At 58.0% G+C, this 14,239-nt stretch carries 8 protein-coding genes; 3 read left to right on the forward strand and 5 right to left on the reverse strand.

The window, feature by feature from the left end; translation table 11 throughout:
• Positions 1-112: 112 nt before the first annotated feature.
• Positions 113-1,123 carry a GDP-L-fucose synthase gene (fcl, locus tag ACVMIH_RS35770; protein ID WP_456864976.1) on the reverse strand — a complete coding sequence of 337 codons (1,011 nt, stop codon included), beginning with the start codon at positions 1,121-1,123 and terminating at the stop codon, positions 113-115.
• Positions 1,104-2,189, reverse strand: a complete 1,086-nt coding sequence (gmd, locus tag ACVMIH_RS35775) for a GDP-mannose 4,6-dehydratase (RefSeq protein WP_456864978.1) — start codon at positions 2,187-2,189, stop codon at positions 1,104-1,106. Before gmd ends, fcl begins: the two co-directional genes overlap by 20 nt.
• A gap of 934 nt (positions 2,190-3,123) precedes the next feature.
• On the opposite strand from gmd, the gene glmS reads away from it, so the two are divergent.
• The 3 genes from glmS (at position 3,124) to ACVMIH_RS35790 (ending at position 9,353) form a co-directional block, all read left to right on the forward strand.
• Positions 3,124-4,950 (forward strand): glutamine--fructose-6-phosphate transaminase (isomerizing), encoded by a 1,827-nt coding sequence (gene glmS / locus ACVMIH_RS35780; protein WP_456864980.1) that lies wholly within the window; start codon positions 3,124-3,126, stop codon positions 4,948-4,950.
• A 1,171-nt stretch (positions 4,951-6,121) separates the two neighbouring features.
• Positions 6,122-8,086, forward strand: coding sequence for a glycoside hydrolase family 127 protein (locus ACVMIH_RS35785; RefSeq protein ID WP_456864982.1), 1,965 nt, complete (start codon positions 6,122-6,124; stop codon positions 8,084-8,086).
• 439 nt (positions 8,087-8,525) lie between these two features.
• Positions 8,526-9,353 (forward strand): Effector protein NopP, encoded by an 828-nt coding sequence (locus tag ACVMIH_RS35790; protein ID WP_456828121.1) that lies wholly within the window; start codon positions 8,526-8,528, stop codon positions 9,351-9,353.
• Between the two features lie 894 nt (positions 9,354-10,247).
• Here ACVMIH_RS35790 and ACVMIH_RS35795 read toward each other — a convergent pair.
• The 3 genes from ACVMIH_RS35795 to ACVMIH_RS35805 form a co-directional block, all read right to left on the reverse strand.
• Entirely contained in the window at positions 10,248-10,634 is a 387-nt protein-coding gene (locus ACVMIH_RS35795) for a response regulator transcription factor (RefSeq protein ID WP_253624801.1), read from the reverse strand.
• Positions 10,635-10,727: 93 nt separating this feature from the next.
• Positions 10,728-11,399: a response regulator transcription factor gene (locus ACVMIH_RS35800; RefSeq protein WP_456828122.1), complete on the reverse strand. Its 672-nt coding sequence runs from the start codon at positions 11,397-11,399 to the stop codon at positions 10,728-10,730.
• Entirely contained in the window at positions 11,396-14,068 is a 2,673-nt protein-coding gene (locus tag ACVMIH_RS35805; RefSeq protein ID WP_456864984.1) for a PAS domain S-box protein, read from the reverse strand. The genes ACVMIH_RS35800 and ACVMIH_RS35805 overlap by 4 nt, the downstream gene beginning before the upstream one ends.
• Positions 14,069-14,239: the final 171 nt, after the last annotated feature.

A 14,239-nucleotide genomic window follows, 5' to 3' on the forward strand; every position in this document is an offset into this window, starting at 1 on the left:
CGGATCACGCGGCGTTGGGCGTCCCACCGAGCGTTGTTGTTAACGAACTGGGTTGACCGCGCGGCGAGGTTGATTATCTGCGTGATCGGTTAGCCCGGCTATGTTGGGACATTCACCGCCGAGTATTCTGGGATCGGCCCTGCGCCCGCTTGTCGGGACACGCGGTCACTCTGGCCGTCCATCTGCTGTCGGCGAGATACGCCCGATACGCCAACTGAATGCCCTCCTGCAGTGAGGTCTGGGCGCGCCAGCCGAGCCTGCCCAGTCGGCTGACGTCGAGCAACTTGCGCGGCGTGCCGTCCGGGCGCGAGGTGTCGAAGCTGATCTCGCCGCGAAAGCCGATGGCGGCCGCGACCAACAGGGCGAACTCGGCGATGGTGATATCTTCGCCGGTGCCGATATTGACCAGTTCAGGGGAGGAATAGGTCTTCATCAGATGGATGCAGGCGTCGGCGAGATCGTCGACATAGAGGAATTCGCGGCGTGGCGTGCCGGTGCCCCACACCACGACGTTGGTAGCGCCCGAGACCTTGGCCTCGTGGAAGCGGCGGATCAGCGCGGCGACGACGTGGCTGTATTCGGGATGATAATTGTCGCCGGGACCGTAGAGGTTGGTCGGCATCACGCTGATGAAATCGGCGCCGTACTGGCTGCGATAGGCCTCGGCCATCTTGATGCCGGCGATCTTGGCGATCGCATAGGGCTCGTTGGTCGGCTCCAGCGGGCCGGTCAGCATCGAGTCCTCGTGCAGCGGCTGCGGTGCGAGGCGCGGATAGATGCAGGACGAGCCGAAGAACATCAGCTTCTCGCAGCCATTGGCGTGCGCCGCCTGGATCACATTGGTCGAGATCGCCAGATTATCGTAGAGGAATTCGGCGCGCAGCGTGTTGTTGGCGACGATGCCGCCGACCTTGGCGGCGGCGAGGAAGACGGCCTGCGGCCGCTTGGCGGCAAACCAGGCGTTGACCGCGGCCTGGTCGCGCAGATCGACCTCGCTGCGCGACACCGTCAGGAGATCAGCCTGTTCGCGCGCCAGCCGGCGCATCAGCGCCGAGCCGACCATGCCGCGATGGCCGGCGACGAAAACCGTCTTGCCCCTCAGTTCAAACGCCGTGCTTGCCATTGGCCGCATCCTGCCTGGCCTCGACGAGATCGCTTTCGACCATTTCCTTCACCAGTTGCGCAAACGGCGTCTTCGGCGTCCAGCCGAGCTTGGCGCGCGCCTTGCTGGCATCACCGATCAGGAGATCGACCTCGGTCGGACGGAAATAGGTCGGATCGATCTGAACCAGGGTGTTGCCGGACGCCTTGTCGACGCCGACCTCCTCGGCGCCCTTGCCGCGCCATTCGATGTTGCGGCCGACCTCCGCGAACGCCAGCTCGACGAACTCGCGGACCGAGCGCGTCTTGCCGGTCGCGAGCACGAAGTCGCCGGGCTCATCCACCTGCAGGATCTTGTGCATGCCCTCGACATAGTCGCGGGCGTGGCCCCAGTCGCGCTTGGCATCGAGATTGCCGAGATAGAGCTTGCTCTCCAGGCCGACCTCGATGCGGGCGATGGCGCGGGTGATCTTGCGCGTCACGAAGGTCTCGCCGCGGATCGGGCTCTCATGGTTGAACAGGATGCCGTTGCTGGCAAACATGCCGTAGGCCTCGCGGTAGTTTACCGTGATCCAGTAGCCGTAGAGCTTGGCAACGCCATAGGGCGAACGCGGATAGAACGGCGTGGTCTCCTTCTGCGGCACCTCCTGCACTAGCCCGTAGAGTTCCGAGGTCGAGGCCTGGTAGAACCGCGTCTCCTTCTCCATGCCGAGGATGCGGATCGCCTCCAAGAGGCGCAGCACGCCGATGGCGTCGGCATTGGCAGTGTATTCCGGGCTCTCGAAACTGACCTGGACGTGGCTCTGGGCCGCGAGGTTGTAGATCTCGGTCGGCCGGATCTGCTGCATCAAGCGGATCAGATTGGTCGAATCGGTCATGTCGCCGTAGTGCATCAGGAACGGCACGTTGCCGGCATGCGGGTCCTGGTAGAGATGATCGACGCGCGCCGTGTTGAACGAGGACGAGCGACGCTTGATCCCGTGCACGGTATAGCCGAGACCGAGCAGATATTCGGCGAGATACGCACCGTCCTGTCCGGTGATGCCGGTGATCAGCGCAACGCGCCGCTTCGAATCCTGAGCCGCCATGGTCTCTCTTAGCTACGCTGGAAAGAAAGCTTCCCTTCGAATCGTCCTTTGCGAAACGGGCTTCTCGAGAAATCCGCCGGCGCACTTCACCCGCAATCAGAGGAAGCCGATCGTTAGATCTAGTCATACACATCGTGCCGGAATGCACACCATATACATTGATTTATATCGTGCTGGAGGGGGAATACCATCGAGCTTCAAAATGAAAACCAACGAACCATCGCAGATGGCGAACCCCGTTATGTGCATACGTCAATGAGAGAGGCCGAAAGTCCGAAAGTCCGTGTTCTCTATCTTTCATTGGGTGCGTGCATTCGTTCGGTGTGGCGATGGCGCAAGAGGGTGACTTGCTCAAGCCGCGGTAGTCGATGCATTCGTCTGAACTCTGGCACGTAAGCCAGAGCACGGCGAAGCCCGCGCATCAACAACATTAGCTCTACAAAATGCCCCGATCCTTCTTCTGAACGGAACCCATAGTCTGGGCGGCAGGATCATCGACGATGATCATCGCTCTTCTGCTGACGGCCCGTTGTCGTAAGCGGCGGATGGTCGACGCGAGCACGAAATGTGAGAATGCAGCAAACGTTGGTATAGTTCTTCGAACAAGTTCGATATCGAAAGCTTACGTTCGTACAATGGAGCTTCGGTGGCAATCAATTAGTCTCATCCCGACCAACATAGCTGGAAACCGTCAGAGGCTGATGAGCCTATTACACCAGCGCGACAAACCCTAGAACGGTTGCGTGAATGCGAGAGCAGGACGTTGTAAGGTGACACCACACGACTTGCACGACGTATCCTTGCGGCGGCCTCGTTCGGCAATGACGCCATCGTCGCTATCCAGCGAAAGTCAGTTTTTGTCGAAAGCGAATTTCATGACCAGATTTCCTGTCGGGGACGTCGGGCTCTTTGAACTTGGGCGGCATTAATCGATATGTGTGGAATTGTCGGCATCTTGGGGCGTGGTCCGGTCGTCGGGCAGTTGGTCGCTTCGCTTAAGCGATTGGAATATCGTGGCTACGACTCCGCAGGCCTCGCGACGCTCGAAGGGCTACGTATCGAGCTCCGGCGGGCTGAAGGTAAGTTGAGAAACCTTGAGGAGCGGCTGCGCTATTGTCCGCCCGAGGGTCATGCCGGTATCGGTCATACCCGCTGGGCGACTCATGGAAAACCGACCGAGAGCAATGCTCATCCGCATGCGACGGAAAATGTCGCGGTCGTTCATAACGGGATCATTGAAAACTTCCGCGAGTTGCGAGCCGAGTTGGAGCGGGATGGGGCCAACTTCCGCTCAGAGACGGACACGGAGGTGGTGGCGCATCTCGTCGAATCTTATCTCAAGAATGGCTACTCGCCGCAGGATGCAGTACAATCATCGCTCCCGCGGCTGCGCGGAGCCTTCGCGCTTGCATTCCTCTTCAAGGCCCACGACGACCTTATGATCGGTGCGCGCAAGGGATCGCCCCTCGCGATCGGACATGGCAACGGCGAAGTGTACCTAGGATCGGACGCGATCGCGCTCGCGCCGTTGACCGACACCATTACCTATCTTGAAGACGGCGACTGGGCCGTCCTTACCCGCGCGATCTGCGTGATCTATGGCGCAGACGGCTCCGTCGTCCAGCGGGAGACATCAAAGCCTGGCGTATCGTCACTCCTTGTGGATAAAGAGAACTATCGCCATTTCATGGCCAAGGAAATCCACGAGCAGCCGAGAGTGGCCTGCAAAACACTGGCGCATTATCTTGATAGCGCAGGCGAGCGCGTAGCCCTGCCGCTCACATTGCCGTTCGATTTTAACTCCATTCAGCGCATCTCGATTACCGCATGCGGAACGGCAAACTATGCCGGTCACATCGCCAAATACTGGTTCGAGCGGTTGGCTCGCTTGCCTGTCGAGATCGATGTAGCCTCCGAGTTCCGCTACAGGGAGGCGCCTTTGCGTCAGGGCGATCTCGCGATTGTCATCTCGCAGTCCGGCGAAACCGCTGACACACTAGCTGCGTTGCGATACGCCAAGAGCCAGGACCTGCACACGATATCTGTGGTCAACGTCCCTACGTCGACGATTGCGCGCGAGAGCGAATCCGTGCTGCCGACGCTGGCGGGGCCAGAAATAGGCGTCGCTTCTACGAAGGCATTCATCTGCCAGCTGATGGTATTGGCGGTGCTTGCCGTCGCAGCAGGAAGAGAGCGCGGTAAGCTGTCAGAGATCCATGAATCGAAGCTCGTGCGCGAGCTCATCGAAGTGCCGCGGTTGATTGCTGCGGCGCTGTTGACCGAACCGCAGATCGAAAAGCTCGCGGGTGATATCGCCAACTCGAGGGACGTGCTCTATCTCGGCCGTGGCACGTCGGCCCCCCTGGCGTTGGAAGGCGCACTCAAGTTGAAGGAAATTTCCTATATCCACTCAGAAGGTTATGCCGCCGGCGAGCTCAAGCACGGACCGATCGCCTTGATCGATGAGGCCGTGCCGGTGGTGATGATTGCGCCTTACGACGAGCTCTTCGAGAAGACCGTATCGAATATGCAAGAGGTTGCGGCTCGTGGCGGCAAGATCATCCTGATCACCGATGCGAAGGGCGCTTTGGAAGCGACGCTGGACACACTCATGACCATTGTGCTGCCGGAGATGGTCGCAAACTTTACGTCGATGGTCTATGCCATTCCGCTTCAGCTCTTGGCTTACCATGCCGCCCTCGTAAGAGGCGCCGACGTAGATCAGCCGCGTAATCTCGCCAAATCGGTGACTGTCGAATGAAGCCGCAGTGTTTAATGTCGGAGCCTCTCGCCTCGGCATGGGGCTGTTGGATTTGCGTTCCGTTGCGTTGGTTGTGGATGATGGAGCGGACAAGTCCTTGATCTAGTTGCATCCGAAGTTGCTCGTAGTTTCTGCCCGGTTGCGCGCTCAGGCAATGCTGTCGCCGTCGCCCCGGGCTCCGCTGATCGGCCGGACAGGTGGGCTTCGAAGGAGAACGATCCCAGCATCAAAGGGTCAATCATAGACCGATCAGCTGGACGAGCAGCTTCAGTGTTGCTTGGATCGTAACCCTAACTAAGACGATGGAGGCGAGGCCTACCTTCCTACAGGGCGAAATCAGACCGAAGCCGATTCAGGACGGATGCTTCTCCTCCTCGCACCTTGCCGAAGCCGACGAGCAGACCAGCGTAGAGAGCTTCGGGCTGCTCCGCCGCGGCTAGCTCATTGGCAGCGCGTAGGCGCGGCAACTTACTTTTTTCCAAATGCCAGCATGCGCGCCATGTCGGCCAAGTTGAGCAAGCGCTTCGACCCGTCGGGATTGCCTAGGATTAACGGTCTAGTTTTTCCGTTGAAGCCTGCGTAGCAGCTGCCCATTCGATTCGACTTGGGTCCCACGCGCCATTGTGCGGCCCTCCCACCTGCCACGCGTCATCAATGGATTGTCCGAAACCGGACATTGCCGCGCAGCGTATTGAAGGCCTCGAATCAGGTGCGGGCGCCTGGTCGCGACGAAAGGAGCGGCGTTCCGGCTGTATCTGCGGCCGGCGAGTACCGTGGGCCATTATCTGCCCCGGGGACAGCCGATCGGTTCGTGTACCAGGATCGACCCAGCGCCGCGGCGACGCGGGATTTAGCTCGACTGGCAAATCCGGTTGGTGGACCAGCGATCGCAACGGATGCTTATCGCAGAGCCGCAGATCGGATCGACCAGAAGAACAGTCCTCATTCTCGGCATGGGAATTGCTGGCCCGCTCCTCGAACGAGCTGCTGCCAGCACATGTGTGGTCGTGCGACGCCGCAGGAGAACCCTCTCCATTTCTGTCACTGCAACGCTCGCTTCGGGAATAGGACTGTGCAGCCGCAAACCTCTGGGCCGCAACCCCAGCAACGCAATCATGGTGAGTCGGCTTGCCTTGCTAGGCGTCCTTCCGACCCACCAGGGAGGAACGAAATGAGTGCGCGGAATGTTGCCGAAATCGATCTTCACGACCTACACGTCTTGGATCCGCTGATTGGGAAATGTCAGCAGTTGGTAAGGGAAGTAGCAATTCCCTACCAATGGGAGGTGCTGAACGATCGCAATCCCGAGGCAATACCGAGCCATGCGGTGGAGAACTTCCGCATCGCCGCAGGAGATGCGAGAGGCGAGTTCCATGGAACGGTTTTTCAGGACAGTGACGTCGCAAAATGGCTAGAGGCGGTTGCTTGGACACTATGCCAGGCACCCAATCCAGAGCTGGAGAAGGCTGCCGACGAGCTGATTGAATTGATTGCAACCGCCCAATGTGGCGATGGCTATCTTAACACCTATTTCATACTGAACGCGCCTCGGGAGCGCTGGAGCAACCTAGCAGAGTGCCACGAGCTTTACTGCGCCGGCCATTTGATTGAAGCGGGTGTCGCTTTCTTTCAGGCGACTGGCAAATGGCGATTGCTCGAGGTTGGTTGCAGACTTGCTGACCACGTCGACACAGTTTTCGGCCCGGAACGCGATCAGCTACATGGCTACGATGGCCACCCGGAAATTGAACTTGCGTTGGCGCGCCTCTACGAAGTGACGCATGAGCAGCGATATCTCACGCTAGCCAATTTTTTCGTGGAGCAACGCGGCTCGGAGCCACATTTTTACGACATTGAGTACGAGAAGCGCCGGCAATCCTGCGCCACCGAATCAGGCGGCCCGCCCTGGATGTTAAAAAACAAAGCATATAGCCAAGCGCATTTGCCACTTTCCAAGCAGCGGACTGCCACCGGCCATGCGGTTCGCTTTGTATACCTCATGACCGGCGTAGCGCATCTTGCGCGTCTGCGTCAGAACGATCAGCAACGTCAGACTTGCCTACGGCTGTGGCAAAACATGGTGCGGCGCCAGATCTATATCACCGGAGCCATCGGCTCGCAAAGCGCGGGCGAAGCGTTTAGCTGCGATTACGATCTGCCGAACGATACGGCGTACGCGGAAAGTTGCGCGTCTATTGGCCTAATGATGTTCGCGCGTCGTATGCTGGAGATGGAGCTGGATGGTCAATATGCCGACGTGATGGAGCGCGCGCTCTACAATACCGTTCTCGGCAGTATCGCGTTCGACGGTCGTCATTATTTCTATGTTAACCCGCTCGAAATGCATCCCAAAACACTGAGGTCCAATGGCATTTATAATCATGTCTCGCCGGTGCGAAGGCCCTGGTTTGGCTGCGCGTGCTGTCCACCGAACATCGCACGGCTTTTCGCATCGATTGGTCATTATATCTATACGCTCCGCGCCGATGCGCTCTATGTAAATCTCTACGTCGGCAATAGGGTGGAAATATCGGTCGGCGGGGCTAAGCTGCGACTGCTCATGAGCGGCAACTATCCCTGGAAAGACGAGGTGGAGATCGCCGTCGAATCTGCACTGCCAATCTCCCACACGCCCGCTCTGCGCCTACCACAATGGTGCAGCGCGCCGGAGGCGAGCCTGAACGGGGAGCGTATCAATTGCGAGCCGCGAAATGGCTATTTGCACATTAACCGGACATGGAGGCAGGGAGATCGCGTCAAACTATTGCTGCCGATGCAAGTGCGTCGCGTCTACGGCCATCCGCAAGTTCGTAATTTGGCTGGCAAGGTGGCCATAGAGCGTGGCCCGTTAGTTTATTGCCTTGAAGAAGTCGACAACGGGACCGAGCTACACAACGTTTGGCTTCATGCAGACAGCCGGTTTTCGCTTGTCGACGGAACTGGTCTCTTCAAGGGCAAGATTTTGCTGCAGGCTGACGGAGTGCGACTGCAACACACGCAATCCGAAGAAGCGGCACTTTACTACTACGACAAGATGCCTGGACAGCTAGAACCGCAGCGGTTGACATTCATTCCGTGGTTCAGCTGGGCTAACCGCGGCGAAGGCGAAATGCGGATTTGGATAAATGAGCGCTGACGCTGACAAAGGGCGCGCTTCCACGAGCCGCAGTTAGATAGGCGATATCGCCGGCCAAAGCCTGGACATCGTCAATCTATTTAAGACGGCCCGCTTACGAGCTGCACTGAACCATCGAAACGAAGAACAGGATATGAGGCGGTGCGGTGGGAGTTTGGAAAGCCAACGATCCGCTTGGAGTCGGCAGGCCAACATCGAACGATCCAATTGTGAAGAGGCATTCTGGGACTTGCTCGCGGCCTCATCAAGCCTACTGAATGCCAATGGCTTGAGCGTGTGCCGTGCTCGTTTGGAAGCAAGCACGGTGACAAGCCAGAGTGAAGTACGATTAGCGGAATCCACGTCAGGTTTTCGTAAGCCAGGCTGCCTATCAGCTCCACACGGCCTAACAGGCCTTGACCAAGTGCAGAAATCTTGCCCGACGGGAGCACCAATCGCCATGTATAATCGCATCAACGGCTCGTACTACTACCAATCACCGCCCTCTGCCGAAGCTGACGAGCAAGCGGATGCAAACAGCTTTGCGGATGCGTTCACCAACATGCGGTTGGGCGAATCTGGCTCAAGCGGCAGCTCATCTTCGGCAACAAGGCCGTATTCGCTGGTTTCAACTCCTCCTGTGATAGAATTCAAAGATCGCGGATCATTCCGGGAAGCCGCGAAGGCCTATCATGGCGACGAGATCGAGTACATCGCCGATAACCCGCAAGAGTACTCCGACTTCGTGTCCGCTAGAGCAAGGCGAACTGCAGAAGTTGCCAAACAATATGGAACAACCCGAGATTCCGACGACGCGCGATACTTCAGCTACCAGTTGGGGAACAAGAGTGTCGGACTTCTAAGAATGGAGGGCGGCGACAGCATGACGGAGTTCGACGTCAAGAGATGGCAGCAGCTATTTCCTGGGCGAACTGGGACTACATCAACTGTGGACCTTCAAGTCGTTCATCCGCTTGTCGAGAACGCCGGCGATATCTTGCTTGAGCACCAGCTCCGAATGGACGGCGAAAGGCCATTGCTCAATTTGCGTCCGGTTAATCCAGAAGCAAGAGCCCGCGCGGCAAAGATGGGCTTCGTCGAGGTTGATGAAGACAACATGGTTCTCGACCCAGAAAAGTCGGCCAATTGGATAAGGAACAGTGATGGTGAATGGCAGCGGAAAGGCACCACTGGGCGGTACCTTTCAAAAGCTGACGACAGTGACGGTAGCGATAGCGAGAACGTAGAAAGCTCCTCAAGGTACGACTACGAGGACGATTTCATGTGACGAGAGGATCTTACATAAGGTCGGCATCTAAACTATTTAGCGCCGCTCTTCGCAAAATCTTGCGTAGCTAAGCGGTCTATTGCCGCCGCAGCCCGTAGAGAGCCTGCTGGTTTCGAGCGAGATACCGCCTGGAGTGCAGCCGCGCCACCGGGCTCAGTGCCTACTGGGCAGCCGATCCGATGCGCAATCCAATAGATGGAATAGCTCGCATCCGCTGATTCGTTGCGTCAGATCAGACCAGTTCCGCCCGGCCGCCGTTAGGCGGCCGGGCGTTTCGCATGAGTATCTGGGCGGCTTGGCTGTGGAGGTCTTGTACACCATCTAACATGCGCAGCAGTTGGGGAGGGTCGAAGAGGTCGTCACAAGGGGTGGCCTGAAGAAGGCGCGGAGCGATGCCAAGCTCCAATAGACAAGCAGGGCAAAAATGTGGTGACTGGCGTCGTGGCCGAAGGAACTCGCGCAGGGCCTTTGCGCGCCAACCCATATCACCCAAAACACGCATGACTTCTCACGATGGCCCCACAGAGAGCTTCTGGGTTGAACGAAGCTCTTTTGTTGCGCCAAGCGATATGTCGCAATCGCATTTAGCTGCTACGAATCTGGGCGAAGAAGCGCTTGAGCTTTGTCGAATAGCTTCTGCGCAAGGTCATCCGAAGTGTCAAAAAGCGGAGACGAGCGGAGCCTAGAAGTGCCAAGTACTGCGGCCGTTGGTGACAACGTCGTTCTGAGCGGCCTGATGCCTGGTGGGCAGCTCACGGGCCAAGAAGTCAATACGACATCGACTACCGCTGGTGCCGCCAGATTTCGGAGAGTCCGCTTCATATAAGATCGTACCGAGCTCGCGACCGGATCTCAACATTCAGGGCTGAAATGACTCGCCGCCGGCTGATCGTTTCAAGTGCGTCCTCCGTTGCGGCTTTCCTTCAGTGCGGCATCGAGGTGCTCGATCAGTGCATGTCCGGCGAAGGGCTTGGCCAAGAAGCCAATCGCTCCTGCGCTCAGAGCTGAGGCGCGCACGCGGTCGTTCGGGAAGGCAGTAATGAAAATGAACGGCACCCCGTAGCCGCGGGTCCGCATTTCCGCCAGCAGATCCAGGCCGCTCATAACCGGCATCTGCATGTCCGTAATTACGCAGGAGGTCTCATTCAACCGCTGGGACCTCAAAAAATCCTCGGCCGACGCAAACGTTTGAACGATGTAGCCGCGCGATTTCAATAGGTTCTCCGTCGCCGCACGAACAGATGCGTCGTCGTCAACGACAGAAATCAAAGGCGTGGACAAGACGATCCCTCCTGGCGCGGGACTAACGGCTGCCGAGGCATTAGCCACCCTGGGCGAAAAGTGGGCTCGAGTGACGAAATTGTAAAATCATACTTAGGTTTGTTCAGGACGATTGGCGCCGATCCCCAGGGTCTCAGCCATTCTGATCAGATCGGCCAGCGAGCGGGCACGCATCTTTCTCATTACGTGTCCCCGATAGATCTTGACCGTAATCTCGGCGAGCCCAAGCTCAGCGGCGACCTGCTTGTTCATCAGGCCGGCAGCGACCAGCTTCATCACCGCCTGTTCGCGCGGGCTTAGGGTCTCAAATAGGGACTGAAGCTTCGCGACGGTTTGCTGGGTCTCCCGCCTTTTGCGGTCGCGCTCGGTCGCGGCGATCACCGCGTCAAGCAATTCCTGATCGCGAAACGGTTTGGTAAGAAAATCGACCGCGCCTCCTTTCATCGCCCTGACGCTCATGGGAATGTCGCCATGGCCGGTAATGAAAATGATCGGAATATGGATGTTCGACTTCGCCAGCTCAGTTTGGAACTCCAGGCCGCTCAAGCCTGGGAGCCGGACATCAAGAACCAGACAGCTAACAACGTCCGGAAGTGCGCTCTGCAGCATTTCGCGGGCCGACCCAAATGCAACGACGTCCAAACCTACCGATTGAAAAAGGTTAGTGAGCGACCGACGCATGGAGATGTCGTCCTCGACGACGAAGACGATCGCCTTTGTCGAGGTCTCGGGATTGCTGCTTGGCGAGTCAAAGCGTCGCGTCACGAGCCGACCTCCTCATGCAACGGCAGGGCAAACTGGAATGTCACGCCCGGCTCCTGCTTGCGCACCACTGACAGCCGTCCTCCGTGAGCTTCTACGATTGACCGGCAGATCGAAAGACCCATTCCAAGTCCGCTGGACTTAGTGGTGAAGAAAGGATCTAGCACGCGGTCCGCATCATTCTCGGCGATCCCGACGCCCCAATCTGTCACGGCCACCTGCACATGCCCCATATCGTCCATAGATGACTGAATCAGCAACTCACGCTTTTGGTCCGTGACTGCGTCCATGGCTTCGATCCCGTTCATCACCAGATTGATCATCACTTGCTGCAGCTGAATCCGGTCACCGAGAATCGTAGGCAGCGCTGCCGTCAACTCGGTTCTTAACGCCACCTGGTGGCTCACCAGCTCTCGTGTCACCAGCGCAATGACGTCCCCAACGACCTCATTGATATCGAGCGGCACCATCTCGATCTCGCCCTTCTTCGCAAGAGCGCGCACGCGACGGATCACTTCGCTTGCCCGTATTGCGTCTTCGATGATCCACTCAACCGAAGAGCGCGCCGCGGAAAGATCAGGAGTTTCGCGGCCCATCCAACCGAGGCACGCGTCAGCGTTGCTGATAATAGCGGCGAGTGGTTGGTTGATTTCATGGGCAATGGAGGTTGTCAGCTCTCCTAACGTCGTCACACGTGTCACATGCGCAAGTTCCGCCTGTGCCTTCCGCAACTGTTGTTCGGCTTGATTTGCGCGAATAATAGCGGTGATGTCGGTGCTGACGCCGCGGTAGCCAAGGAACTTGCCGTTCGCATCAAAAAAGGGCTTGCCGCTCGTCCGAACGTAGATCGGAGATCCGGTCCGGTTGACGGTACGGTAGACCAGATCCCGGAACGGCAGATGCGCCTCCAGTGTGGCCCGGTGCTGCCGCCACTTCTCAGGTTCCTCTTCCACATCGCACGCAATGTCCCAGCGGAGCAGGCCCATCAATCCTGTCGCTAAGATTCCCGCAGCGCTGGTGTGCTCGGACAAGCGCGTAACCTGGTGATCCGGCCCGGTCTCCCAGAGCCAATCGGAAGCCGTCTCGGCGTAATCGCGAAAGCGCTGCTCGCTTTCGCGCAGCGCAGCCAGTGTGTTTTCCAGGCGCTCTCTAGCGGCGTATTGCTCGGTCACATCCATATGCGTTCCGATCAGTTCGCTCACGCAGCCATCGTTGCCGACCACGACATGCGCAACAGAGTGTATGCGCCTTATCCCGCCGTCTTTTAGAAGAATTCGAAAATCATACTCGAAGCGGTCTTGCTTGAGCTCGATAGCCTGGCGCTGCACCTCCTGGAGCCCGGGGAGATCGTCTGGATGGATGCGCGAGCGAATGGTCTCTATTGATACAGTCTCTTGCGGATCAAACTCAAACAGACGATCGACCTCGGCGGAGCGATACACAAAATCGAGCCCGTGAACGTCCCAGGACCAACTGCCCGTGTGACTGAGATGCTGGGCTTCGGCGAGATAGGCCTCACTGCGCCGCAGCTTCTGCTCTGCTTGCCGCTCCGCGGTAACATCCGTCGCTGCTCCGACAAACTCAATATCACCGCTGGCGGTTCTCGTGGCTCGTGCCCGCGCATGGATGTGCTTCACCGAGCCGTCCGGCAGCAGCAGCCGGTATTCATGTTCGAAATCCTTCGGATCTCGCATCGCCCGATCAATGACCTCTTGAACCGAAGCCCTATCATCTGGATGCGTGCGCTCGACGACGAGGTGCGGCGACGGAACGGTCTGCGGGTCCAACTCAAATATTCGAAACGTCTCCTTTGACCAGAAGACCTCGCCGGTGACGACATTCCAGCCGAAGCTGCCTGTATGGCTCAGCTCCTGGGCCTGGGCCAAATGTGCTTCGCTCCGCTGCAGGGCAAACTCGGTCCGCTTCCGTTCGGTGATATCTTCGCAGGATATCAGAACAATGGGCCGGTCATCAGCCCAGATCATGGCTTTGGCATTTTCACGTACCCACAGTACCGAGCCGTCGTTCCTGACTTTCCGGGCCTCCCAGGTTCGCGATTGACCGATATCTTCAAGGCAGGCGCGAATGCATTCGCGAGCTAACTCGCGATCCTCCTCCAGAAAGACTCCCAGGATGGAGTGGCCGATCAGTTCGGAACGCGCATAGCCGAGCTGTGCCGCGCCGAACGTATTGGTATTGAGGACGGTACCGGCTTCGTCGACCATGACGTACATGGCCGGATTGTGTTCAAAGATTGCTTGCCAGCGTTTCTCGCGGTCCTCCAAATCGGCTGCGCTGATCCGGAGCTTGGCTGCGGCCTCACGCGCGGCTTGGCTTTCCTGGCGGACTTTTCCGATCAAGTGCGTTCCGACGATCGAGACAATGAAAAACGCAACGACCACCGGAAGATCTTGTGGATCATCGATCCGCAGACTGAACGCCGGCGGCGCAAAGTAGTAAGCGAGAGCCGCGATGGCCACGACGCAAAGCGCGGATGACGCGATGAAGCTGCCCATCAACGAAAACAGCAATACGACTAACAAATAGGCGAACGCCGTCGCAGCGAACTGCGCGTGAAGGTACAAGCAACCCAGCGTTACCACGGCCAACGTTATGCTGCCGAAGGTAAACTGAGGCGCTGAAACTTTCAAACTGCTGATCTGGCTACGCATTTTTATACCGTCCGGCCTTTTCTCCGGCGGGAGAGCTATAACATTCTAGGCAAAAATGGGGCAATCGTTTCGCTGCCGACAGACGTTCGTGAGCGGATCCAAGATCGATTGCCTTCTGTTGAACTCAGCACGCGCCGAAGAAATACGCATTACAAACGTACGTATAGTTGT

The sequence above is a fragment of the Bradyrhizobium sp. USDA 4503 genome, from assembly GCF_054055815.1.

What these genes read in the sequence shown, in the direction of transcription:
- ACVMIH_RS35805 (WP_456864984.1), bottom strand. Translation starts at nt 14,068, where the DNA reads ATGCGTAGCCAGATCAGCAGTTTGAAAGTTTCAGCGCCTCAGTTTACC.
- glmS (WP_456864980.1), top strand. Translation starts at nt 3,124, where the DNA reads ATGTGTGGAATTGTCGGCATCTTGGGGCGTGGTCCGGTCGTCGGGCAG.
- gmd (WP_456864978.1), bottom strand. Translation starts at nt 2,189, where the DNA reads ATGGCGGCTCAGGATTCGAAGCGGCGCGTTGCGCTGATCACCGGCATC.
- ACVMIH_RS35785 (WP_456864982.1), top strand. Translation starts at nt 6,122, where the DNA reads ATGAGTGCGCGGAATGTTGCCGAAATCGATCTTCACGACCTACACGTC.
- ACVMIH_RS35790 (WP_456828121.1), top strand. Translation starts at nt 8,526, where the DNA reads ATGTATAATCGCATCAACGGCTCGTACTACTACCAATCACCGCCCTCT.
- fcl (WP_456864976.1), bottom strand. Translation starts at nt 1,123, where the DNA reads ATGGCAAGCACGGCGTTTGAACTGAGGGGCAAGACGGTTTTCGTCGCC.